19 protein-coding genes are annotated in these 23,554 nt (G+C 71.7%); 13 read left to right on the top strand and 6 right to left on the bottom strand.

Annotated features, from left to right (window positions below):
* Positions 1-202: 202 nt before the first annotated feature.
* Positions 203-3,016 carry a preprotein translocase subunit SecA gene (secA, locus tag ACVCAG_RS15865; protein ID WP_440084104.1) on the top strand — a complete coding sequence of 938 codons (2,814 nt, stop codon included), beginning with the start codon at positions 203-205 and terminating at the stop codon, positions 3,014-3,016.
* Positions 3,017-3,075: 59 nt separating this feature from the next.
* Here secA and ACVCAG_RS15860 read toward each other — a convergent pair whose 3' ends face one another.
* From ACVCAG_RS15860 to ACVCAG_RS15850, 3 genes are all read right to left on the bottom strand, one after another.
* Complete coding sequence (locus ACVCAG_RS15860) at positions 3,076-3,648, bottom strand: Rv3235 family protein (RefSeq protein WP_440084103.1); 573 nt, start codon at positions 3,646-3,648, stop codon at positions 3,076-3,078.
* A 302-nt stretch (positions 3,649-3,950) separates the two neighbouring features.
* Complete coding sequence (locus ACVCAG_RS15855) at positions 3,951-5,345, bottom strand: PTS transporter subunit EIIC (protein ID WP_440084102.1); 1,395 nt, start codon at positions 5,343-5,345, stop codon at positions 3,951-3,953.
* Positions 5,346-5,616: 271 nt separating this feature from the next.
* The gene (locus tag ACVCAG_RS15850) at positions 5,617-6,357 is read right to left on the bottom strand and encodes a GntR family transcriptional regulator (RefSeq protein ID WP_362837563.1); all 741 of its coding nucleotides are present in this window, start codon (positions 6,355-6,357) and stop codon (positions 5,617-5,619) included.
* 159 nt (positions 6,358-6,516) lie between these two features.
* On the opposite strand from ACVCAG_RS15850, the gene ACVCAG_RS15845 reads away from it, so the two are divergent.
* The 7 genes from ACVCAG_RS15845 to ACVCAG_RS15815 all read left to right on the top strand — a co-directional run bounded on the left by ACVCAG_RS15845 (position 6,517) and on the right by ACVCAG_RS15815 (position 12,706).
* On the top strand, positions 6,517-7,551 hold the full coding sequence (locus tag ACVCAG_RS15845) for an SIS domain-containing protein (protein ID WP_440084101.1): 1,035 nt from the start codon (positions 6,517-6,519) through the stop codon (positions 7,549-7,551).
* 64 nt (positions 7,552-7,615) lie between these two features.
* On the top strand, positions 7,616-7,852 hold the full coding sequence (locus ACVCAG_RS15840; RefSeq protein WP_329090552.1) for a PTS glucose/sucrose transporter subunit IIB: 237 nt from the start codon (positions 7,616-7,618) through the stop codon (positions 7,850-7,852).
* Between the two features lie 153 nt (positions 7,853-8,005).
* Positions 8,006-8,461, top strand: coding sequence for a glucose PTS transporter subunit IIA (locus ACVCAG_RS15835; protein WP_440084099.1), 456 nt, complete (start codon positions 8,006-8,008; stop codon positions 8,459-8,461).
* Between the two features lie 81 nt (positions 8,462-8,542).
* Positions 8,543-9,229 (top strand): HAD-IA family hydrolase, encoded by a 687-nt coding sequence (locus tag ACVCAG_RS15830; protein WP_440084098.1) that lies wholly within the window; start codon positions 8,543-8,545, stop codon positions 9,227-9,229.
* A 28-nt stretch (positions 9,230-9,257) separates the two neighbouring features.
* Positions 9,258-9,515: an HPr family phosphocarrier protein gene (locus ACVCAG_RS15825; RefSeq protein ID WP_362837571.1), complete on the top strand. Its 258-nt coding sequence runs from the start codon at positions 9,258-9,260 to the stop codon at positions 9,513-9,515.
* Entirely contained in the window at positions 9,512-11,203 is a 1,692-nt protein-coding gene (ptsP, locus tag ACVCAG_RS15820) for a phosphoenolpyruvate--protein phosphotransferase (protein WP_447189969.1), read from the top strand. Before ACVCAG_RS15825 ends, ptsP begins: the two co-directional genes overlap by 4 nt.
* 144 nt (positions 11,204-11,347) lie before the next feature.
* The gene (locus ACVCAG_RS15815) at positions 11,348-12,706 is read left to right on the top strand and encodes a glycoside hydrolase family 3 N-terminal domain-containing protein (protein ID WP_440084096.1); all 1,359 of its coding nucleotides are present in this window, start codon (positions 11,348-11,350) and stop codon (positions 12,704-12,706) included.
* A 75-nt stretch (positions 12,707-12,781) separates the two neighbouring features.
* On the opposite strand, the gene ACVCAG_RS15810 is transcribed toward ACVCAG_RS15815, so the two are convergent.
* Positions 12,782-12,907, bottom strand: a complete 126-nt coding sequence (locus ACVCAG_RS15810; RefSeq protein ID WP_440067410.1) for a hypothetical protein — start codon at positions 12,905-12,907, stop codon at positions 12,782-12,784.
* 66 nt (positions 12,908-12,973) lie between these two features.
* On the bottom strand, positions 12,974-17,596 hold the full coding sequence (locus ACVCAG_RS15805) for an HAD-IC family P-type ATPase (protein WP_447189968.1): 4,623 nt from the start codon (positions 17,594-17,596) through the stop codon (positions 12,974-12,976).
* A gap of 132 nt (positions 17,597-17,728) precedes the next feature.
* Between ACVCAG_RS15805 and ACVCAG_RS15800 the strand changes: the two genes are divergently transcribed.
* Positions 17,729-18,583: a hypothetical protein gene (locus tag ACVCAG_RS15800; RefSeq protein WP_447189967.1), complete on the top strand. Its 855-nt coding sequence runs from the start codon at positions 17,729-17,731 to the stop codon at positions 18,581-18,583.
* Positions 18,584-19,037: 454 nt separating this feature from the next.
* On the opposite strand, the gene ACVCAG_RS15795 is transcribed toward ACVCAG_RS15800, so the two are convergent.
* Positions 19,038-20,240 (bottom strand): acyl-CoA dehydrogenase family protein, encoded by a 1,203-nt coding sequence (locus ACVCAG_RS15795; RefSeq protein ID WP_440084210.1) that lies wholly within the window; start codon positions 20,238-20,240, stop codon positions 19,038-19,040.
* 82 nt (positions 20,241-20,322) lie between these two features.
* On the opposite strand from ACVCAG_RS15795, the gene ACVCAG_RS15790 reads away from it, so the two are divergent.
* The 4 genes from ACVCAG_RS15790 to ACVCAG_RS15775 all read left to right on the top strand — a co-directional run bounded on the left by ACVCAG_RS15790 (position 20,323) and on the right by ACVCAG_RS15775 (position 23,426).
* Positions 20,323-20,967, top strand: coding sequence for an HAD-IA family hydrolase (locus ACVCAG_RS15790; protein ID WP_440084093.1), 645 nt, complete (start codon positions 20,323-20,325; stop codon positions 20,965-20,967).
* 224 nt (positions 20,968-21,191) lie between these two features.
* Complete coding sequence (locus ACVCAG_RS15785) at positions 21,192-21,698, top strand: DUF6912 family protein (RefSeq protein WP_362837783.1); 507 nt, start codon at positions 21,192-21,194, stop codon at positions 21,696-21,698.
* 140 nt (positions 21,699-21,838) lie between these two features.
* Positions 21,839-22,471 (top strand): HAD hydrolase-like protein, encoded by a 633-nt coding sequence (locus ACVCAG_RS15780; RefSeq protein WP_440084092.1) that lies wholly within the window; start codon positions 21,839-21,841, stop codon positions 22,469-22,471.
* 220 nt (positions 22,472-22,691) lie between these two features.
* Positions 22,692-23,426: a haloacid dehalogenase-like hydrolase gene (locus ACVCAG_RS15775; RefSeq protein WP_440084209.1), complete on the top strand. Its 735-nt coding sequence runs from the start codon at positions 22,692-22,694 to the stop codon at positions 23,424-23,426.
* The last annotated feature ends 128 nt before the right edge of the window (positions 23,427-23,554 follow it).

The raw sequence follows: 23,554 nt of genomic DNA, 5'->3' as shown, positions 1-23,554 counted from the left end.
GACGTGACAAAGAGCGGCATACCCGCTGAAGCTGGTCGTACTCTCTCAAAGAAGCGGGCAAGGAACTCCCTGGGCCACAAGAGCGTCTTTCAGGGTGGCTGTGTCTGGTGGCGGAACCGCCTACGATGGCAGCGGAGAACCATGTCTCGTCCTCAGCCGGGCCGGTCCGGCCGTGGAAGACCTGCGAGGAGCTTTACCTAAAGTGCCAGCCTTTCTCGATAGAATTCTTCGCGCCGGCGAAGGCAAGCTTCTGCGCAAGCTCAAGCGGATCGCCGACCAGGTCAACTCCATTGAAGACGACTTCACGAGCTTGACCGACGCCGAGCTTCGCGCGCTCACCGACGACTACAAGCAGCGCTACGCCGAGGGTGAGTCCCTCGACGACCTGCTTCCCGAGGCCTTCGCCACCGTTCGCGAGGCGTCCCGGCGCGTGCTGGGCAAGCGTCACTTCGACGTGCAGATCATGGGCGGGGCCAACCTGCACATGGGCAACATCTCGGAGATGCGCACCGGTGAGGGCAAGACCCTCACCTGCACGCTGCCCACCTACCTCAACGCCATCTCGGGCAAGGGCGTCCACGTCATCACGGTCAACGACTACCTGGCCAAGCGTGACGGCGACGAGATGGGCCGGATCCATCGCTTCCTCGGTCTCGAGGTCGGCGTGATCCTGGCCAACATGCCGTCCGACGAGCGCCGCAAGCAGTACAACGCCGACATCACGTACGGCACGAACAACGAGTTCGGCTTCGACTACCTGCGTGACAACATGGCGTGGTCGCTCGAGGAGTGCGTCCAGCGCGGCCACCACTTCGCCGTGGTCGACGAGGTCGACTCGATCCTCATCGACGAGGCCAGGACGCCGCTGATCATCTCCGGTCCCGGCGAGCAGTCCGGCAAGTGGTACGCCGAGTTCTCCAAGATCGTCCCCCGGCTCCGCAGGGGCACCGAGGGCAAGGACGGTGAGGAGAACACCGGCGACTACGCCGTCGACGAGAAGAAGCGCACGGTCGGCATCTTCGAGTCCGGCGTGGAGAAGGTCGAGGACTGGCTCGGCATCGAGAACCTCTACAAGCCCGAGCACACCCACCTGGTCGGCTTCCTCAACAACGCGCTGAAGGCCAAGGAGCTCTACAAGAAGGACAAGGACTACATCGTCGTCGACGGCGAGGTCCTGATCGTCGACGAGTTCACCGGTCGCGTCCTGCACGGCCGCCGCTACAACGAGGGCATGCACCAGGCCATCGAGGCGAAGGAAGGCGTCAAGATCAAGGACGAGAACCAGACTCTCGCCACGATCACGCTGCAGAACTACTTCCGCCTCTACGAGACGCTCTCCGGCATGACCGGCACCGCGGCGACCGAGGCCAACGAGTTCCACCAGACCTACAAGCTCGGCGTCGTCCCGATCCCGACGAACCGGCCGATGATCCGCAAGGACCAGGCCGACGTGGTCTACAAGACCGAGGACGCCAAGTTCATGGCGACCGTCGAGGACATCAAGGAGCGCTACGAGCGGGGGCAGCCGGTCCTGGTCGGCACCACGAGCGTCGCCAAGTCCGAGCGCCTCGCCAAGGAGCTCAAGCGCAAGGGCGTCAAGCACGAGGTCCTCAACGCCAAGAACCACGCCCGTGAGGCGGCGATCATCGCCGAGGCGGGCCGCAAGCACGCCGTCACCGTGGCCACCAACATGGCCGGTCGAGGCACCGACATCATGCTCGGCGGCAACCCCGACTTCCGCGCCGACCTGGAGCTGCGCAGCCGCGGCCTCGACCCGGTCGAGACCCCGGAGGAGTACGACAAGGCCTGGGGCGAGGCGCTGGAGAAGGCCAGGGCCGCCGTGCAGGCCGAGCACGACGAGGTCACCGAGCTCGGCGGCCTGTACGTGCTGGGCACCGAGCGGCACGAGTCGCGGCGCATCGACAACCAGCTCCGCGGCCGTTCCGGCCGTCAGGGCGACCCGGGCGAGTCGCGCTTCTACCTCTCGCTCGAGGACGACCTCATGCGCCTGTTCAACTCGGCCAGGGTCGAGATGATCATGACGCGCCTCAACATCCCCGACGACGTCCCGATCGAGTCGGGCATCGTCTCCAAGGCCATCGCCTCCGCCCAGCACCAGGTCGAGCAGCAGAACTTCGAGATTCGCAAGAACGTTCTGAAGTACGACGAGGTCATGAACCGGCAGCGCAAGGTGATCTACGCCGAGCGCCACCGGGTGCTGGAGGGCGCGGACCTGCACGAGCAGATCCGCGGCTTCGTCAACGACGTGATCGACGAGTACATCGCGGGCGCCACCGCCGAGGGCTTCGCCGAGGAGTGGGACCTCGACAAGCTGTGGAAGGCGCTCGGCCAGCTGTACCCCATCAGCATCACCGCCGAACAGCTCATCGAGGAGGCCGGGGGTCGCGAGGAGCTGACCGCCGAGTTCCTCGACGAGCGGATCAAGGCCGACGCGATGGCCGCCTACGACCGTCGCGAAGAGGAGATCAACGCCCAGGCCATGGACCCGGAGGGCATGCGGGTGCTGGAACGCCGCGTCATCCTGTCGGTCCTCGACCGCAAGTGGCGCGAGCACCTCTACGAGATGGACTATCTCCAGGAGGGCATCGGCCTGCGCGCGATGGCCCAGCGTGACCCGCTGATCGAGTACCAGCGCGAGGGCTTCGAGATGTTCTCCCAGATGCTCGAGGGCATCAAGGAGGAGTCGGTCGGCTACCTGTTCAACCTCGAGGTCGAGGTGCAGAGCAACCCGATCGTCGAGGAGCACGACCACTCCGAGGACGCCGCGATCGCGGAGACCCGCTCGATCATCGCTCGCGGCCTGCGCGGCCCGCAGCGTCCCACCGAGCTGGAGTACACGGCTCCGGGCGAGAGCGGCGAGGTGGAGCACACCCGGATCAGCACCAAGGCCGAGCGTGACGCGTACGGCAACGTCGAGCGCAACGCCCCGTGCCCCTGCGGTTCCGGCAAGAAGTACAAGCGCTGCCACGGCGACCCCAAGCACGTCGAGGTCTGACCGTCGCCAGGAGGGCCCGCACCCGGCACGGTGCGGGCCCTCCGGCGTGTCCGGGCCTCTCAGGCGAGCGCGGGCCGGTGGCCGGGCGGCGTGTCGCGAGCCGTTCCCCGCACGGGACGCGGATCGGGGGTCGTCTCGAACTCGGTACACAGCCACCGCACGCCCCTGCGTTCCAGCCTCAGCGCCAGGACGCGCGAGCGGTCGCCGCAGTCGACCACGGCGCACATCTCCACCACCCCGTCCTCCGGCTGGGAGACGTGGGCCCGGCCCACCCGGGGTGGCCGCGCGCTGGTGATGATCTTCCCGCTCCGCGCCAGCTCGGCCTGGGCCCTGCCGGTCATGTGGCAGGAGACGCTCGCCGGAGGGCGCCTGCCGGACAGGATCTCGGCGACGGCCTGCGCGAGGGCCCGCAGCCGGCGCTCGTCGGGAACCGCGCCGGGCGAGCCCCAGACCAGCGGTTTCCCGGCCGGGAGGCCCGGCGTTCCTGGATCGAGGGCGAGGGCGAGGGTGCCCTGCACGTACGGCGGCATGGCCGGGGTGTCACCGGCGGGGCGGTCGTCGTCGTAGGGCGGCTCGGCGGCGGGGGAGGGCACGATCCTGGGGAGCGAGGCCGGACGTCGTGGGGGCGACATGGGAACTCCGATGTGCTCGGTGGGGACGGAGAAACTGACATATCAGGGAGTTTCCGGTCTGCCGCGCAGATACGCCGTCCGCCAACTTCCGGTGAATCCCGGTCGCTTCGTCCTGTTGGGCGGAGAAGGTGACCCCGGGTTGGAGCGGTCGGTCCTCGCGAGGGGGCGGGTTGCGGCCGGCGGCGTGATCTCCGGTGGACGGCCGAAACCGCTTGGCGCGCCTCTCCGGCGGGGATCGGCTCAGGCTCGGGAGGAGGGCGTCGTGCCTCCTCGGGCGGAGGTCGCGTCAGGGGGAGGGCGGCTCAGGCGGAGGTCGGGTCGGGGGGAGGGCGGTGCGCCTCCCGGGTGGCGGGAGGGCCGGTGTCCGCCCTGCCCCGCGCCGGGGCCGAGGGCTCGCCGGAGTCGACATCGGGCTCGGGCTCGCGGCCGGGGGTCATGATGTTCAGCTTCCTGATCAGGAAACTGAACACGGTGTAGTAGATCACCGCGTAGACCAGCCCCATCACGATGATGATCGGTACCCCCCGGGCGTTGGGCGCGGTCCCGTACAGGCCGAGGTCGATCAGCCCGGAGGAGAAGCTGAAGGCGAGTTTGACGCCCAGGGCGGAGGCGAGGGCCAGGGAGATGCCGGTCAGCACGATGTGGATGACGAACAGGACCGGCGCCACGAAGATGAAGGCGAACTCGATCGGCTCGGTGATCCCGGTGAGGAACGCGGTGAGCGCCGCGGAGATCATGATCGAGCCGACCGCGGTGCGGCGGTGCGGTGGCGCGGCCCGCCAGATGGCGATCGCGGCGGCGGGCAGGCCGAACATGAGGACCGGGTAGAAGCCGGCCTCGAAGCCGCCGTAGCCGACGGCGCCGTTGTTGAAGCAGATCAGGTCCCCGGCGAGCTTCTTGCCGTCGACCACGCACTCGGGGACCTGGGTCCAGATCACGTTGTTGACGATGTGGTGCATGCCGAGCGGGAGCAGGGCGCGGTTGATCATGCCGTAGACCCCGGCGCCGAGCTCGCTGTTGGAGGCGAGCCAGGTCCCCGAGGCGCGGACCCAGCCTCCCAGCACCGGCCAGACGAGGCCGAGGAGCACGCCGATCACCAGTCCGGCGAAGGCGGTGAGGATCGGCACCAGGCGGCGCCCGCCGAAGAAGGCCAGCCAGGTCGGCAGCTTGGTGCGGTGGTAGCGCTGCCAGAGCAGTGCGGAGACCAGGCCCATCACGATGCCGCCGAGCACCCGGGTCGGGTTCTGCGCGCCGAGGTTCAGGACCGCCTCGGGAACGCCGGGGTCGGCCCTGTCGAACACCTCCGTGGTGATGGGCTCCCTCAGGTCGGCGTCGAAGAGGATGAAGAACATGTTCATGCTGACGGCGTGGAAGACCAGGTAGCCGACGAGCGCGGCCAGGGCGGTGGAGCCGTCGGCCTTGCGGGCGAACCCGATGGCGACGCCGATCGCGAACAGGATGGGCAGGTTGTCGAACAGGGCGCCGCCCGCGGTGCCGACGACGCGGGCCACGTCGTCGAGCAGGGCGCTGTCGGTCCTGCCGAGGAGGTCGTCCTGCCCGAGCCTGAGCAGCAGGCCCGCGGCCGGCAGGACCGCGATCGGCAGCATCAGGGAACGTCCCAGGCGCTGGAGCACGCTCATCACGGCGGCCCCCGGGTGGGCGGCGGGCGGGCCCGCGTCCGCCGGGAGAGAGCTCATCGGGCTTTCCTCCAAGGGCTGGAAGGGAGGAGGGCGGCGAAGGGGCGGTCGCGCGGGACAGGACGGGGTGTGACGGCGGCGGTCGGAGCGGGTGGGCCGGGGGTGCGGTCGGAGCGGGCGAGGTGTCGGCGGGGCCGGGAGGCGGTCGGAACGGGCGCGGCGGGTGGGACGTGCTCTGGACGGGGTCGGGACGGGCGCGGTCGGTGGGACGTGCTCCGGAGGCGGTCGGAGCGGGTGTGGCGGGTGGGCCGTGGTCGGGCGGGCATCGGGATCAGGCGCGGCGGGCAGGTATCTCCAGGATCGTACGGAGCTGGTAGCGGTCGGCGCGATAGGTGGACACCCCGAGTTCGGCGCAGACGCCTCCCGCGAAGGAGCGCCGCTGGAGCAGCAGCACGGCCCCGCCGCGCGGTAACTTCAGCAGGTCGGCGTCCCCGGGATCGGCGATGCCGCCGTCGATGGTGAGCTCACCGGCGTCGAGCACCAGGCCGTAGCGGGTCTCCAGGAGGGCGTAGAGGGAGCGGCCCGTCAGGTCGTGGGTGTCGAGGTCGGGCGCGAGGGAGACGGGGATGTGGGCCCGCTCGATGCACATGGGCTCGTCGGCCGCGGTCCGCAGCCGCTCGATGAAGTGAACCTCGTCGCCCGGCTGGATGCCGAGTTCCCTGGCCAGGTGCGCGCTGGCCCTGACCACCCGCCGGTCCAGGTCGCGGGAGCCGGGCTCCATGCCCCTGGCGCGCATCTCGTCGCTGAAGGAGGTGAGCCGCAGGGACATCTCGATCTTGGGGCGGGCCACGAAGGTGCCCTTGCCCGCCACCCGCTGGAGCCTGCCCTCGGAGACCAGGTGGTCCACGGCCTGCCGTACGGTCATGCGCGACAGCCCGAAACGCTGGCAGAGCTCGCGTTCGGACGGGATCGCCGTGCCGATCGCCAGCTCGTTGTTCTCGATCAGATCGAGCAGGATCTCCCGGAGCTGGAAGTATTTGGGCACCGGGCTGTCCGGATCGATCTGGGCCACAGGATCCTCCCCCCTCGATCTGAGATGTCGCATGAGTTAGGGTTCGTACTGGTCTAGTCCGGACTAGACCACAGGCCGGAAAAGGGTGTCAACGTACGGACCGGAGACGGATCGATAACGGCCCGGTCTCGTCCGTCCGAAGCGAAGGATGAGCGCGAGATGACGACCAAGATGCGCAGCGAGATCGCCGAGCAGCCCGCCGCGCTGCGAGCCACACTCGACGCCCTCCTTCCCCGGATCGGGGAGGTGGAGCGGCTCGCGGGGCAGACCCGCCAGCTGCTGTTCATCGCCCGCGGCACCTCCGACAACGCCGCAGTCTACGGTCGCTATCTGGCCGAGGCCCACACGGGCAGGCTCTCCACTCTCGCCGCTCCCTCGATCGCCACGACCTACCGGCGCAGGCTGGACCTCGACGGCGTGCTGGCCGTCGCCCTCTCCCAGTCGGGCAGGACCGAGGAGATCGTCGAGACCCTCGCCTGGGCGAAGGACTGCGGCGCCAGGACCGTGGCCATCACCAACGGCGGCGAGCAGAGCCCCCTGGCCCAGGCCGCCGACCTCGCCCTGTGCACGGTGGCGGGCGAGGAGAAGGCCGTCCCGGCCACCAAGACCTACACCACCCAGCTCGCCGCGCTCGCCGTGCTCGCCCTCGGTCTCGGCGCGGACGTCGACGCCGCCGACCTGCAGCGGGTGCCGGACGCGGTCGAGAAGCTGGTCGGCGACCCGGGTGACCTGGAGGCGATCGTCGAGGGCCTGGCCGACAAGCCGGGCGTCGTGGTCTCCGGCAGGGGGCTCGCCTTCTCCACCGCGCTGGAGCTGGCGCTCAAGCTCAAGGAGGCGTGCTACCTGCACGCCATGGGCCTGTCGTACGCCGACCTGCTGCACGGCCCGATCGCCGTGGTGGACGAGGACACCCCGGCCATCCTGGTCGCGGCGGGGGAGGGCCCGACCCTGGCCGGCACCGTGGCGCTCGCCGAGCGGGTGACCGGTGCGGGCGCCTCGGCCTACACGGTCGGCGGCGGTACCGCGCTCTCCTCGGTCTCCACCGCCGCGCTGAACGGCCCCGACCTTCCCGAGTGGGTCGCCCCGCTGGGCCTCATCGTCCCCGGTCAGCTGCTCACCGAGGCGCTCGCGCGCAGGCTGGGGATCGACCCCGACGCCCCCCGCGGTCTCAACAAGGTGACCCAGACCGACTGATCGCGATATGTCCTTTAGCCTGGTCATAGCCTTGGGAACAGGGTGATCACATCTGGAGGGCGACATGGCGGCCGACGCCGACGCGATCATCGCTGGACTCGGTGGTGCGGACAACATCATCGAGATCGAACCGTGCATCACCCGGCTCCGCACCGAGGTGCGCGACGCCTCCAAGGTCGACCAGGCGGCCCTGCGGGCGGCCGGCGCGCACGGTGTGATGGCGGCGGGCAACGTCGTCCAGGTGGTGGTGGGTCCCGAGGCCGACACGATCGCCAGCGACATCGAGGACATCATGGGCTGAGCGGAGCCGGCATCGGCTGAGCAGGGCCGGCGGGAGCCGGCAGGGGCTGACAAGGCGCTCTCGCGGGCGGGGCGTGCCCCGGACGACACTCGTGGGCGGCCGGGGGCGCGGACGGGCCGTCCTCGCGGGCGGCGGCATGCCGAGGGGGGTGCGGTGACCACAGTTCTGGCACCGGTCGCGGGGGTGGCCGTGAGGCTCGGCTCGGTGCCCGACCCGGTCTTCTCCGAGGGGCTGGTCGGGCCCGGCATGGCGATCGAGCCGGACAGGGCGCCCGGCCGGGTGCTCTCCCCCATCGCGGGCACCATCGTCAAGCTGCACCCGCACGCGTTCGTGGTCGTCGGCGACGACGGCCGGGGGGTCCTCGTCCACCTGGGCATCGACACGGTCGAGCTCAGGGGGGAGGGCTTCGAGCCGCTCGCCGCCGAGGGCGACCGGGTGAGCGCCGGGCAGCCGGTGGTGGCGTGGGACCCGGCCGGGATCGAGGCGGGCGGACGCTACCCGATCTGCCCGGTCGTGGCGCTGGACGCCGCCGCGAACTCCGTCACCGGCCTCGCCACGGGGCCCGTCGGCGCCGGTGACGAGCTTTTCGAGTGGAGCGATCCCGCCTGAGGACTCGCGGGACGGGGAAAGGGCGAGGAACGTGGAACGCGGACGCGGGCGGCGTCCGTGCGGACGAAAACGGAGCCGGGAGTGGTGACGAGGATGGGGACGACGGCGAGACCGCCGGTGAGGGCGGCGCTCTTCGATCTCGACGGGACGCTGATCAACAGCGAACGACGGAGCATGGCCATGTGGTCGATGCTGCTCGACAGCCACGGAGTGGTCCACGACGAGGTCGTGCTGCGCGGGTTCATGGGGCGGCGCGGGCGCGACGTCCTGACGGAGAGCGCCCACCTCTTCCCCGGCAAGCGGATCGACGACCTGATCGAGGAGGTCTTCTCCTTCCAGGACCATCCCGGCCTGCCGGACATCGTGCCGGTGCCCGGCGCCGCCGAGCTGGTCCGCAGGGTCTCGGCGCACGGTTCGCCGATCGCGGTCGTCACCTCCGCCGGCCGTGACTGGGCGGAGGAGCGGCTGACGCAGGTCGGCATCCGCGACCTGCTGGAGACGATCGTGTCCGCCCACGACGTGGCCGTGGGCAAGCCCGACCCCGAGGGGTTCCTCCTCGCCGCCGCACGCCTGTCGGTCGATCCGGCACACTGTGTGGCGTTCGAGGACTCGATCGCCGGGATCGCGGCGGCCAAGGCGGCCGGTATGGCGTGCGTGGGCATAGCGACCACGCACCCGGGCACTGAGCTGGCCGAGGCCGATCTCGTGGTCGCGGACCTGACGGGGGTCGACTGGCCCCCGTCGAACATCAATGATCTCGCGGTCTAGACCGCGGGCGAACTTCTGGGAGGAACACGTGGCCGAGCGCCAAGTCACCGTCAAGGCGGAGGTCGGCCTGCACGCCAGGCCCGCCGCGACGTTCGTCCAGACGGCGGCGAAGTCGTCTCTGGACGTCACCGTCGCCAAGGGGTCCGGCGAGCCGGTGAACGCCAAGAGCATCCTGGCGGTCCTCGCGCTCGACGTCAGGGAGGGCGACACGGTGATGATCAGAGCGGAGGGCGAGGGAGCCGACGAGCTTCTCGACCAGCTGGCCGGCATCGCGTCGGCGCCGTGAGCACCCTCACCGGGGTGGGGGTGAGCCCCGGGGTCGGGGTCGGTCCCGCCTACGTGCTCGCGTACGAGGCGACCGTCCCGGCCCCGGACTCCCGGCACGGCGGGGGCGCCGGGGACGCGGCCGCGGAGCTGGCCGTGGCCGGGCGGGCGCTGGAGCGGGTCGCCGCCGACCTGGAGGCGCGGGGGGCCCTCGCCGGTGGCCAGGCCAGGGAGATCCTGGAGGCGCAGGCCATGATGGCCCGCGACCCCGGCCTGGCGGACGGGGTGGCCACGCTGGTCGAGGCGGGCACCGCCGCGGCCCGCGCGGTCTACGAGGCGTTCGGCCACTACCGCGACCTGCTCGCCGCCGCAGGGGGATACCTCGGCGAGCGCGTCGCCGACCTGGACGACGTCAGGGACCGCGCCGTCGCGGTGATCGAGGGCCGGCCCGTGCCCGGCGTTCCCACGGACACCGGGCAGCCGTACGTCCTCGTCGCCCGCGACCTGGCGCCCGCCGACACGGCGCTGCTGTCTCCGGAGGTGGTGGCGGCCTTCGTCACCGAGCAGGGCGGCCCGACCAGCCACACCGCGATCCTCGCCCGTGCCATGGGGGTGCCGGCCGTGGTGGCCTGCCCGGGGGCGACCTCGATCGCGCCGGGGACGCCGGTGCTGGTCGACGGGGCCTCCGGTCTCGTGCGGCCCGCGCCCTCCGGCGACGAGGTCCTCGGGGCGCGCAACGCCGCCGCCGCGCGGGAGGCCGTGCTGGCCTCCGCCACGGGGCCGGGGACGACCGCCGACGGGTACGCCGTGCCGCTGCTCGCCAACATCGGCGGGCCTCGCGACGTGGCCGCCGCGCTGGAGCACGGGGCCGAGGGGATCGGGCTCTACCGGACCGAGTTCCTCTTCCTCGACCGGGCGGAGGCGCCCTCCGCGGCGGAGCAGGAGGCCGCCTACCTGGAGGTGCTGGACGCCTTCCCCGGCGGAAGGGTGATCGTGCGGACCCTCGACGCGGGAGCCGACAAGCCCCTCGCCTTCCTGCCGCCGGGAGCGTACGAGCCCAATCCCGCGCTGGGGGAGCGGGGGGTGCGGCTGTTCAGGACGCATCCGGAGATCATGGGCACCCAGCTCGCCGCCCTGGCCGCGGCGGCCGCGCGCTCGTCGGCGAGGCTCCAGGTGATGGCGCCGATGGTGGCCACCGCCGAGGAGGCCGCCTGGTTCGCCGACGCCTGCGACGCGGCCGGGCTGCCGTCGTCGGGAGTGATGATCGAGATACCGTCGGCGGCCCTGCGCGCCTCCGACCTGGCCGTACGGGCGGGCTTCCTCTCCATCGGCACCAACGACCTGGCCCAGTACGCCCTCGCCGCCGACCGGCAGCTGGGCGCGCTGACCGGGCTCCAGGACGCCTGGCAACCCGCCCTGCTCGACCTGGTCGCCCTGGCCGCGGCGGGCGCCGCCGAGCGCGGCAGGCAGTGCGGGGCCTGCGGTGAGGCCGCGGCCGACCCTGCCCTGGCCTGCGTGCTCGTCGGGCTCGGGGTCACCTCGCTGTCGATGTCCGCCCCGGCGCTGCCCGCCGTGCGGGCCGCGCTGTCGCGCCACACGCGGCAGCAGTGCCATCTCGCCGCCGCGGCCGCGCGGGCCGCCGCCTCCCCGGAGGAGGCGCGTGCCGAGGCGCGCTCGCACCTGCCCGGCCTGGCCGGCCTGGCCCTGTGACGTGGGCGGACTTCCTTCATGAGTGACGTACGGGCCGGAAAGCACCGGTTGGTGGGAGGCGTGTGGCCGATGGTGACCGGGTGGATGGGCGGGCGCCGGGGCGCGGGCCCGGATAGCGTAAGCGGCATGGCTGGGTGGAGACGTGTGACGGGTATCGCGGTGATCGCGACGATGGTGGCCGGATGCGCGGAGGCGGGCAGGACCGCTCCGCCCGCGTCCGGTGCGACGCGGGCGGGCGAGACCTCCGCGAGCGCCGACGCGGCGGCACCCGGCGCCACCACGGCCGTCACCCCGGGGTCCTCCGGATCCTCCGAGTCGTCCGTTCCCGCCGCGGCCTCCGCGACGGCGGAGGTGGCGGGGGTGGAGGGCGTGCTCGCCTCGATGAGCGTGGAGGAGAAGGTCGGCCAGCTGTTCATGCCCGTGCTGTACGGCCCGTCGGCCGACACGGCGTCGGGGGAGAACCAGGCGCGGTTCGGCGTGGACACCCCGGCGAAGATGATCGCCCGATACCGCCCCGGCGGGGTGATCCTCTTTCCCTGGGCGGGCAACGTCAAGAGCGTCCGGCAGGTCGTGGCGCTCACCAACGGCCTGCAGAAGGCGTCCCCCGAGATCCCGCTGCTGATCGGCACCGACCAGGAGAACGGCAAGGTCTCCCGCCTCGCCCCGCTGGTCACCCCCCTCCCCGGGGCGTCGGTCATCGGCTCGACCCGCGACCTCTCGCTGGCCCGCCGGGCCGCCGAGGTGACGGGCACCGAACTGCGCGCCCTGGGCGTCAACCTCGACTTCGCGCCCGTCGCCGACGTCAACCTCAACCCGCGCAACCCGGTGATCGGCCCGCGCGCGTACGGCTCGGACCCGAAGAAGGTCGCGCCGATGGTCGCCGCCGCCGTCCAGGGTTTCCACGACGCGGGGATCGGGGCCACGGCCAAGCACTTTCCCGGCCACGGCGACACCGGCGTCGACAGCCACACCGGCCTGCCGGTGATCAGGCACTCCCGCTCCCAGTGGAACAGGCTGGACGCCCCGCCGTTCGCCGCCGCCATCGGCAAGGACGTCGACGCGATCATGAGCGCGCACGTGGTGATGCCGAAGCTCGACCCCTCAGGTGACCCGGCCACTCTCTCCAAGCCGATCCTGACCGGGCTGCTCCGGGAGAAACTCGGCTTCGACGGGGTCGTCTCGACCGACGCGCTGGACATGGCGGGGGTGCGCAAGAAGTACGGGGACGGGGAGGTCGCGGTACGGGCGATCCAGGCAGGGGTGGACCTGCTGCTCATGCCGCCGGACTACCGCGAGGCCCACCGGGCGCTGCTGGCCGCCGTGGCGTCCGGGAAGATCTCCAAGGCGCGACTCGACCAGTCCGTCCGGCGCCTGCTGACGCTGAAGGCCGCCCGCGGCCTGCTGGACAGGGCGCCGGTCGCCGACCCGGCCGAAGCCGAGCGGGTGCTGCGCTCGGCCGAGCACCTCAAGGTCGCCCGGCTCATCACCTCACGGGCCCGCTGAAGTCACCTCGCGGGTCCGCTGAAGTCCTCACGGGCCCGCTGAAGGAGGATCCAGGGGCCCTGCCGCGAGGCCGGATCAGGCGAACTGGAGGTTGCCGGTCCTGGCCAGCGAGACGACGAGCGACTGGACGATGCGCGTGAGCAGGGCCTCGATCAGCATGACGGCGGCCTTGGCGAGCACGGTGGAGATGAATCCGGACATAGCAACCTCACAGGGAGAAAAGGGACTTAAGCTGATAATTCATACCGAAGCAGTCTAAGTCACCAGTCATGAGGTTGCTGTTCGGTGAACATTCGGTGACGTTCCCCGCGTCGACGCCTGGAAGGCCACCCCCGCGACCGTCGTGGTGGCGGCGCTCCCGAGGGCGACGGTCCACCCTACGGGCCCCAGGAAGTGACAGCCGAAGAACCGGCAGAGCCCCGGAACCGAGACGGCCATGCCCAGGACGGCCAGGGACAGGAGCGAGGCCAGCACCACCAGGCGATCCCGGCTGCCCAGGGCCAGGGTCTGCAGCAACTGCGACGCCACGAGCGCGACCAGCCCCATGGAGTCCGCCCGCCCGCGCGTACCGGTCACCCGGCCGATCGCCCAGGCCAGGCCCGCCGCGCTCGCCGTGGTGGCGGCGCGCAGGTAGATGTCCCGGGTCAGGGAGGCGCCCAGCGAGGCCTCCGGGCCCTCGTCCAGCAGCTTCTCCGGGCTGGTGGCCGCCGGCGGCCGGGAGGCCACCGCCATCGCGGGCAGCATGTCGGTGAGCAGGTTGACCAGCAGCAGCTGCCGGGCGTTCAGCACGTTCCCGCCGCTGATCAGGCTGGATCCGACCGCGAAGACGATCTCACCGATGTTGCCGCCGAGCAGGATGCTGAGGGCGTCGCGGACCGAGCCCCACATCGCCCTGCCCTCGATGATCGCGTCGACGATCGTCTCGATGCGGTCGTCGGTCACGACGATGTCGGCCGCCGCCCGCGCCGCAGGGGTGGCGCGGGACCCGAGGGCGATCCCCACGTCCGCGACCCGGATCGCGGGGGCGTCGTTGGCGCCGTCGCCGGTGACCGCGACGACCTTGCCGGTCCGGCGCAGGCAGTCGACGATCCGCGCCTTGTGCGCAGGGGTGGTCCTGGCGAAGACCGTCACGTCCGGCAACGCCTTCACCAGGTTGTCGTCGTCCATCTCGTCCAGCTCGGGCCCCGTCATGATCCGCCCGCCGTTCAGCACGTTCAGCTCGGCGCCGATCGCCTCCGCCGTGCTCGGATGGTCGCCGGTGATCATGACGATGCGCACGCCCGCCCGCGTGAGGCGGCCGACGCTCTCCGCGGCCGTGGGCCGCACGGGGTCGGCCAGGCCGAGGAACCCGAGGAAGCACAGGTCCTGGATGCGGGACTCGTCGAGGTCGCGGCGGTCGGAGGCGGAGCGCTCCGCGACCGCGAGCACCCGGTAGCCCTGCCGGGCGAGCTGGTCGAGCTCCTTCTCGATCTCCGCCACGAGGTGGTTCGTGAGAGGGACCACCTGGCCGTCACGGAGGATGGACGTGCAACGGGTGACCACGATCTCGGGGGCGCCCTTGACGCTCAGCAACGGGCCCGAGTCGCCCTTGCCGAGCACGGCGTGGTAGCCGCGTCCCGGTTCGAAGGGAAGCTCGTCGACCCGTTCCCAGCTTCCGGTCCCCTTCTCGGTCACTCCCAGCCGCTCGGCCCCCTTCAGCACGGCGCGGTCGGTGGGATGCGGGACGGGGCGCCCCTCGTCGTGCCGGGGGCACGCGCGCATCCCGGCGGTCACGATGTGCCGCAGTTCGGGCGTCAGGTCCTCCACGGTGCGCTCGTCCTGCACGTCCGAGACGCACCGCAGGCTGATGCGCCCCTCGGTGAGGGTTCCCGTCTTGTCGAAGCACAGGACGTTGACCCGGCCGAGTGCCTCGATCGTGGAGGGGTTGGGCACCAGGGTGTTGCGGGTCGACAGCCGCCGCGCGGAGGCGAGCTCCGCGACCGAGGCGACGAACGGCAGCCCCTCGGGTACGGCGGCGACGGCGAGGCTCACCGCCGGCGCGAGCGCCTGCGGCACCGAACTGCCGCGCAGCAGGTCGGCGGCGAGCAGGACGACGCCGGACCCGACCGCGACCGGGAGGACCCGCCGGCTCAGCTCCCGCAACCGCAGCCGCACGCCCGTGACCGGAGGCCGCTCCGCGGTGAGCCTGGCGGTCCTGGCCGTCTCGGTCGCCTCGCCCGCCGCGACCACCACGGCCAGCCCGCTGCCGGCCGCCACCGTCGTCCCCTCGTAGACCATCGAGGTCCGGTCGGCGATGGCGGGCGCGTTGACGGGCTCCGGTGACTTGGTGACGAGCTGCGACTCGCCGGTGAGGGCGGCCTCGTCGATCTCCAGGCCCACGGCCTTGAGCACGCGGCAGTCGGCCGGCACGGTGTCGCCCGCGCGCAGCTCGACCACATCGCCGGGTACGAGGTCCTCGACGGTCGCGTTCGCCTGCTCGTGAGGGCGGGAGCCCGCCTTCTCCTGAGAGCCACGCCCGGGAGAGTGAGCCGCGCCCGCCTTCTCCTTCGCGCCCGCCTTCTCCCGGGGGCGGCGCAGCCGCACGGGAACCGCCACCGCCTCGGTCAGGCGGTGCAGCGCCCGGTCGGCGCTGTATCGCTGGCCCCCTCCGATGAGCGCGTTGGCGAGGACGACCGTGCCTATCATCACCGAGTCCGACACCGAGCCGACCAGGGCCGACAGGCCCGCCCCGGCCGCCAGGACGGGGGTCAGCGGGTTGGCCAGTTCCTCGACGGACACGCGGAGCAGCGAATCGGGGCCCGACGGCTCTCCCGATCCCGTGGCGGACCTGCGCCGCGCGGCCTCGGCCTCGCTGATCCCGCCGGCCGACGAGCCCAGCAGGGCCAGGACCTCCTTGGCGGGCATCGCGTGCCAGGGGGTCCGGTCGACCCGGGTCGGCGGGGCCTCTCGCCCGGCCTGCCAGCCCGCCCACCCGCCCGTGACGAGGGTGGCCAACGACGTGCAGCTGCTCGCGAGCTGCGCCTTGTGCTGTGACCCCTCCGCCGGGCCGAGGGTCGTCAACACGCCTCCGGCGGCGGTTCCCGCGGCGGTGAGCCACACGCAGCGCTCGCTCGTCTTCCTCGCCGGTCCCAGGCAGCTCAGGAGCAGGTGGACCTCCTCGAGCTCGGCGATCACGTCCGCGTCCCAGGGCACCCGGCCCGAGCCGCGCAGCACGCCTATGCCCAGGTCGGCCTGGGCCAGCGCGGCCATCCGGCGCGCCGACACCACGGCGACCCCGTGGCCGTCAGCCTGGAGCGTGCGGATCGACCGGGCCAGCCGGGAACCGCCCGGCACGATCTCGTCGATGCCGAGCCGCAGGCCGAGTTCCGCGTCGCCCCCCGCGAGCGCCACGGCGCACGCGCCCCTGGCCGCGGCGACGATCGCGTCGGCCAGCGGGTCGACGCGCGGCGCCAGGCCGACCAGGGCGGCCGGAACGCCCTTCCTCGTCACGCGGACGGCCCGTATCCCCCGGGCCTCCCAATCCTCGGCGTCCTCCGTGATGAGCCCGGCCGGGCCCGCGAGGGGCTCGGCCTTCCACGTGTCGCGTTCCCGGCGCGCGCCGGGGTCGTCGACGTCGATCAGGGTGAGGATCCGCGCGCGCAGCCCGTCGAGGCCCTCGCCGTTCGCGGAGTCCGCGTCGCCGAGGGGAACGATGCGGTCGATCTCCCACGAACCGGTGCCGAGCACGTCGGCGTCGAGGACGACCGTGTCGACGCCGTCCATGTGGCGCAGGGCGCGATCGTCGAGAACGATCGCGCCGCGTCTCGCCATGGCCCGCCCGATCGCGGCGGCGAAGAACTCGCGGCCCAGTTTCGCGGCCCTGGGCGTCGTCGCGGTGAGCATGGCCACGGCACGCGCGTGGCCGTCGCTGAGAAGGTACGTCAGCCCGGACGCGCCGGCCGCCACCGGACTCGCGACGCGCTCCAACCGGTCCACGGGGCTGTGGGCCATGGGCGCGGGACGTGGTTTCCCGGCCGCGCGGATGTGGCGGTAGGAGCCCTTCCGCGACGCCAGTTCGTGCTGGCGGGCCTCCCAGGCCCGCCGCGTGTCGCGCGCCTCGATGTAGCGGCCGGCGGCGGTGGCCGACTGGACGAGCATCCCCACCCGGCGCAGCGCCAGCGTGTGGGTGATGATGTTCGCCGTCGTGAACAGGGTGACGGTGGCCGGGCCGCCGAGGTGGCGTTCCATCTCGTGGCGGACTCTCGGGGTGGACTCGGCCAGGCCCAGCAGGGCGGGAAAGATCGCCGGGACCGACGGTGCGCGCACCGCGTGCCCGGCGAAGGCCATGCCCGCCCCGACCAGGCTCGCGCCGAGCCGGATGCCGGCACGGGTCTGCCGTTCCACCAGCCTGGCGGTGTGGTGCTGCACCAGCATGGAGATGAGGGACCCCGGCTCCGGAGACGAGGCCTCGCCGAACTCGGCGTCCTCGTCCTCGTCTTCGGCGTCCGCGTCCTCTACGTCCTCGTCCAGGTCGTCGTAGCCGTCGGTCAGATCGTCGTCATCGTCGTCCCCCGGGCCCTCGCCGTCGAGCGCGTCGACGATCGCCAGCAGCTTCTCCAGATCGATCGCCCCGGGGTCACATCCCACGAAGACGGAGCCGAGTATCCCGTTGACCTCCGCCCGCTCGATCCCCTCGAGCTTCAGCAGGGCGTTCTCCAGCCGCCGGGCCTTCGGCTCGCTGCCGGGCGAGCCGATCACGCGCAGATCGACATGGAGCCCTCCGGGACAGACCCGTTTGCCGCGCGAATGCGGCAGGGCGTTCATGACCGCGGCGGGCACGACCTTGATCGCACCGGGCACGACGTTCCAGAGGGTTTCCGCGGGCACGGACAGCAGACGGGGCACGAACATTCAGATCTCCGGCAGGCAAGATGACGGGGCCGATCAGGCCGTGGTTACGCGCGGCCTGATCGGCCCCGTCGCTGCGATTACTTGGACGATCTCCCGCGAGCCGAATTCCTCGTCCGGGAGGCGGAGCCCGCGGTGCGGGACGTGGACGCCGAAGATCGTGACGCGGACGTCGTGGCCCGGGACGCGGGCCTCGCGGTCCGGGACGCGGGCTTCGTGGTCCGGGACGCGGGCTTCGTGGTCCGTGAGGTGGTGCCTCCCGTGCGGGAGGTGGTGCTCCGGGTCCGTGAGGTGGGGCTCTTCGCCCGGGACGTCGTGCCGGTCGTCCGGGACGTGGAGCTCTTGGTGCGTGGTGTGGCGCCGGTCGCCCGGGAGGCGGCGGTGCCCGCCGCGCGGGTGGCGGCACCCGCGGTGCGTGATGCGGCACCTGCGGTGCGTGATGCGGGTCTCGTGGCCCGTGAGGTGGTGCCTCCCGTGCGGGAGGTGGTGCTCCGGGTCCGTGAGGTGGGGCTCTTCGCCCGGGACGTCGTGCCGGTCGTCCGGGACGTGGAGCTCTTGGTGCGTGGTGTGGCGCCGGTCGCCCGGGAGGCGGCGGTGCCCGCCGCGCGGGTCGCGGCGCCCACGGTGCGTGACGCGGTGTCGGCCGCGCGGGTCGCGGCACCCGCGGTGCGTGACGCGGCGGTGCCCGCGGCCCGGGACACGGTGCTCGCGGCCTTGGAGGCGGTGCGTGACGCGGACGCCGCCGTACGGGACGCGGGTGTGGTCCGGGAGGTGGTGCCTCCCGCCCGGGACCTGGACGTCGAACCCGTCTTCCGAGACGCGGAGGTGGCCGTCGAAGACCCGGAAGCGGAGCTCGCGGGTCTGGAGACCGGGCTCGACGACCCGTTCTTCCCGCGCGCACGCTGCGCGATCAACGTCCCGACCCCGATGGCCGCCGCTACCGGCCATTCGAGCAACCCCGCCACCGCGAGCGCGCCGAGCCCTCCGTAGTAGGCGATGCGCTCGGCCGGAGGAAGGAACGACTTGGCCGCGTCAACGGCCTGTCCCGCCTCCTGCCTGCTGACGTGCGGCATGTGAACATGCGGCGGCCGCAGCTGCACGGTCAGCATCGGAAGTTTGAGCGTTAGTGAGTTGCCGTCCTGTTGCCTGCTTGCCTGGGCATGCGTGGTGGACGTTGCGGGTGTGGTCGGTCTCTGCGCCGTACGGGCGCGTGACCGGCTCGTCTGAGCTACTGCCATGATCCCTCCTCATGGGAACCGAGGGAAGGTGCAAATGGAGCCCGCAGGAGGTCGATCATGCCTTCTACGTGCGGTTATATGGCCCGAGTGCCATTCTCGTAATCTTCCTCGTATCGTGGCCGCGAAACGCGTAACGGCCGTTGAATCGGATGTTAGGGGATGAATCTCCGGCAGCCCGGACCGCTCGCTGTCCGTTTGGGGATGTTTTAGGAGAGGTACGGCTTGAGCTCGCGGCGGGCCACGGCGCGGATGTGGACCTCGTCCGGGCCGTCGAATATGCGCATCGCGCGGGCCTGCGCGTACATCGTCGCGAGCGGGACGTCGTCGGACAGTCCCATGCCGCCGTGAACCTGGATGGCGCGGTCGATGACGTCGCACGCCATCCTCGGGGCGACCACCTTGATGGCGGATATCTCCGAGGCGGCCGCCTTCGCGCCGACCGTGTCGATCATCCAGGCGGCCTTCAGGGTGAGCAGCCTGGCCTGCTCGATGGCGAGCCGCGATTCGGCGATCTGCTGCTGCACCACACCCTGCTGCGCCAGCGTCTGGCCGAAGGCCACCCGGTTGGCGGCGCGGGCGCACATCAACTCCAGGGCGCGCTCGGCCATCCCGATGGCGCGCATGCAATGGTGGATGCGGCCGGGGCCGAGCCGGGCCTGGGCGATGCGGAAGCCGTCCCCCTCCTCCGCGATGAGGTTCGCCGCGGGCACCCGGACGTCGGTGAAGACGATTTCCGAATGGCCGTGCTGCTCCTGGTAGCCGAAGAGCGGCAGGTGGCGCACGACCTCGACGCCCGGGGTGTCCATCGGGACCAGGATCATCGACTGCTGGCGGTGCGGGGGTCCTTCGGGGTCGGTCTTGCCCATCACGATCATGATCTCGCAGCGCGGGTCGGCCACCCCGGTGATGAACCACTTGCGGCCGTTGACGACGTACTCGGAGCCGTCGCGCCCGATGGAGGTGGCGATGTTGGTGGCGTCGCTGGAGGCCACCGCGGGCTCGGTCATCGCGAACGCCGAACGGATCTCGCCGGAGAGCAGGGGCTTGAGCCACCGGTCCCGCTGCTCGGGCGAGCCGAACATGTGCAGGACCTCCATGTTCCCGGTGTCGGGGGCCGCGCAGTTCAGTGCCTCGGGGGCGAGGTCGATGGAGCGGCCGGTGACCTCGGCCAGGCTGGCGTAGTCGAGCACCGACATGCCCGACTCGGCGGGCAGGAACAGGTTCCAAAGGCCGCGTGAGCGTGCCTCGGACTTGAGCTCCTCCACCACCGGTGGCAGCTCGTGGTCGTCGTGCCCTCTGGTCCGGCGCCACGCGTGGTAGACCGGCTCCGCCGGATAGATGTGGGTAGCCATGAAATCGGTCAGATTGGCGAGGTATTCCTGCGCCGTGTCGCTGAGCGCGAAGTCCATGGCGGCCAGTTTGGCACCACCCCTTCTTCGGTCGTCCATCGGTCCGCACCTAACCTGGAACCCGTTCCATCAAGGAGGACAGATGCTGAAGGGCGTGCTGATCGACTGGGGTGGCGTGCTCACCGTCGATCTTGCCGAGGCGACCGCCGAGTGGATCGTCGCCGAGAGTCTCGACGAGGCCCACTACCGGAAGGTGATGCGCGAGCTCATCGTGCACGCGTACGAGAACTCGGAGAACGGCGAGAACACGATCCACGCCCTGGAGCGCGGAGAGATATCCGCCCTGGACTTCGAACGCGACCTGGCGGCCAGGCTGATCACGACGGACGGCGTGCCGCCGGTCGCCGAGGGGCTGCTGGCCAGGATGTTCTCCCGCTTCCACCGGGTCGAGCCGATGTACGAGATGCTCCGTGAGGCACGTGCCGCGGGGCTGCGCACCTGCCTGCTCTCCAACTCCTGGGCGAACGAGTATCCCCGCGACGGCTGGGAGGACTTCTTCGACGAGGTCGTCATCTCGGGAGAGATCGGCATGCGCAAGCCCGAGCCGAGGATCTTCGAGCACGCGCTCGGCAGGCTCGGCCTGGCCGGGGAGGAGTGCGTGTTCGTCGACGACATCGAGGCAAACATCGAGGCCGCCCGGCGGCTCGGCATCGTCGGCGTGCACCACCGCGACCCCGAGCTGACCATCACCGAACTGGAGACCCTGTTCCAGGTCACGCTTCGCTGACCCCCGGCCCGTCCGCCCGTCTCCCCGCTTCCCCGCTCCATCCACAGGATGCCGCTCGTCTCTCCGCTCCCCGCCGGGTGCCGCCCGGTGGGGAGCGCGGCCGGACCCCCGGATCGTGTCGCTCCGCGCGGGCGGTACCACCGGGGGTCGCGGGTACTGGCACACTCGATGCGTGAATCGGCGCCGGAGCGGCGCCGATGTCGGAGAGACAGATCGAGGCATGGATGCGCGTCTACCTGCCGTGTACGCTCCCGGCGCTGGCCCGCGTGGCCACCGTGGGGGAGCTCGGCCCGGCCCCGCTGACCGGCTACGCGGTGACCCCCGCGTTGATCGAGTGGTACGTCTCGGGTGACACCGAGGAACTGGAGTACGTCGCCCTGACCGAGGCCGCCAGGGACTCCCTGCGGATGCTGGCCGCGGACCGCGCCGACGGGGTGGAGGTCGCCGCGCGGCGGGTGGTCGTCGCCGTCGACGTACCGGAGGGTGACGTGAGCGCGAGCGCCGACCTGGAGGAGCGCGCCCGGGTGCGGCTCGCCGCGGCGGTCCCGCTGGGGCTGATCGCCGCGGTCCACGTGGACGACCCGTCGGCGGTGAAGGACGTCGAGGCCGCTCTCGCCGCGCTGCCCGCGGCCGACGGCGGCGACGACGACGCCCGCTTCACCGTGGACGGCGCCGAGGCCAACGAGCTTCTGTGGTACGCCACCCAGGAGATTCCCGACCTGGTCGGCTGACCTCCGCGCCGCGTCCCGAGTCCGGCGCCCGTACCCCCTGGGCCTGGGGCGGGATCCGTGTGCCGTGAGGGCCCCGCGCGGGCCGATTCCCCTGTCGCGGCGCCGTTCCGGCGGGGATCTTCGCTATTCTGGACGGCAATATGAGACACATTGTTTGGGATTGGAACGGCACGCTGTTTCACGACATCGACGCCGTCGTTGGTGCGACGAACGCGGTGTTCGAGCCGTACGGGCTGGGTTCCTATGACGCCGACCGCTTCCGCGCGGTCTACACGCGCCCGATCTGGGCCGCCTACGAGCGCATGCTCGGCCGTGCCCTCGAGGACGGCGAGTGGGAGAGACTCGACCTCGGTTTCCACGAGAGCTACCACCGGCTGATGCTGGAGTGCGGGCTGGCCGCCGACGCCCTCTCCACCCTGCAGAGCTGGGAGCGCGCGGGAGGCAGGCAGTCGCTGCTGTCCATGTGGGCGCACGAGCGGCTGGTTCCCAAGATCGCGGAATTCGGCATCGACCACCACTTCACCCGGATCGACGGCCTGCGCAGCGCCTCCGGCGGGCACAAGGCCGAGTCGATGGTGGCCCACCTCGCCGCGCTCGGCGTCGACCCGGCCGACGTCCTGGTGATCGGCGACAGCCTGGACGACGCGCACGCCGCCCAGCACGTCGGGGCGCGCGCGGTCCTCTACACCGGTGGCATGACCAGCCGGGCCGATCTGCTGGCCTGCGGAGTCCCCGTCGTCGACACCCTGGAGAACGCGCTCGACCACGCCTGACGGCCCGTCACGCGACCTCGCGGGAACGGCCCGCCACACGACTCCGTGAGCACGGCCCGTCACGCGACTCCACGGGAACGGCCCGTCACGCGATCTCGCGGGAACGGCCCGCCACGCGACCTCGTGAGAACCGGCAAACGGATCCTTTCGGTATCGAAGGCGGTCGCCGTGCGCTCAGGGCCTTACCCTGGGCATCCGCACCCATTCCGGGAGGCCCCCGATCAATCGCCTCGTCCTCTGGAACATCGACCTCACGCTGGTCGACGTGTCGATCGTCACTCGCGAGGCATACGCGGAGGCCTTCCGCGCTGTCACCGGAAGGCCGCTGGTCAAACTGACCCAGGCCAACGGGCGCCCCGATTCGGAGATCGTCTTCGAGATGCTCGCCATCAACGGGATCGTCGCCGGGGACGACCACCTTCCCCGGTTCCTCGACGCGCTGGCCGGGGCCTTCGGGGCGCGGCGCAAACGCCTGGCCAAGGACGGCCGGATGATGCCCGGTGCCCGCGACGCGCTGAAGGCCGTGGCGAGGCTCGACGGCGTGGTCCAGTCGGTGCTCACCGGCACGATCAAGAGCAACGCGGTGCACAAGCTGACCGCGTTCAGCCTCGACAAGCACGTCGACTTCGAGATCGGCGGCTACGGCGAGGAGGTCTACCCCAAGGCCACCCTCCTGCAGGTCGCGCAGGGCCGCGCCAAGCGGAAGTACGGAGCGGTCTTCGACGGGCACAACACCGTGCTGATCGGCGACTCGGCCAGGGACGTCCAGGCCGCCAGGATCGCCGGAGCCGCGATCATCGGGGTCGCCTCGGGACGCTCCCTCCCGGCCGAGCTGCACGAGGCGGGAGCCGACGTGGTCCTGCCCGACCTCTCCAACCCCTCCGAGGTCGTCGCCGCCGTCGCCGGCCTCACCTCCCCTGCCCGGCGCGCCGGCCGTTCCCCGGCAGGCCGCTGACCCCCGGCCCCCGGCCGTACAGGATGAGCCGTACGAGATGAGCCGTACGAGGTGAATCGCGCGAGGTGGATCGGGGCGAGCCGGGCTCGTCGCCGCTGACCGGTCCCACATGTCCGGCAGGTTTTCAT

The sequence above is a fragment of the Streptosporangium sp. G12 genome (assembly GCF_052983175.1).
This window is presented reverse-complemented; position numbering and strand designations above follow the sequence as displayed.

Coding starts and splice junctions, on each gene's coding strand:
- ACVCAG_RS15860 (WP_440084103.1), bottom strand. CDS start 3,648: ATGTCGCCCCCACGACGTCCGGCCTCGCTCCCCAGGATCGTGCCCTCC.
- ACVCAG_RS15855 (WP_440084102.1), bottom strand. CDS start 5,345: ATGAGCTCTCTCCCGGCGGACGCGGGCCCGCCCGCCGCCCACCCGGGG.
- ACVCAG_RS15845 (WP_440084101.1), top strand. CDS start 6,517: ATGACGACCAAGATGCGCAGCGAGATCGCCGAGCAGCCCGCCGCGCTG.
- ACVCAG_RS15840 (WP_329090552.1), top strand. CDS start 7,616: ATGGCGGCCGACGCCGACGCGATCATCGCTGGACTCGGTGGTGCGGAC.
- ACVCAG_RS15810 (WP_440067410.1), bottom strand. CDS start 12,907: ATGTCCGGATTCATCTCCACCGTGCTCGCCAAGGCCGCCGTCATGCTG.
- ACVCAG_RS15805 (WP_447189968.1), bottom strand. CDS start 17,596: ATGTTCGTGCCCCGTCTGCTGTCCGTGCCCGCGGAAACCCTCTGGAAC.
- ACVCAG_RS15795 (WP_440084210.1), bottom strand. CDS start 20,240: ATGGACTTCGCGCTCAGCGACACGGCGCAGGAATACCTCGCCAATCTG.
- ACVCAG_RS15790 (WP_440084093.1), top strand. CDS start 20,323: ATGCTGAAGGGCGTGCTGATCGACTGGGGTGGCGTGCTCACCGTCGAT.
- ACVCAG_RS15785 (WP_362837783.1), top strand. CDS start 21,192: ATGCGCGTCTACCTGCCGTGTACGCTCCCGGCGCTGGCCCGCGTGGCC.
- ACVCAG_RS15780 (WP_440084092.1), top strand. CDS start 21,839: ATGAGACACATTGTTTGGGATTGGAACGGCACGCTGTTTCACGACATC.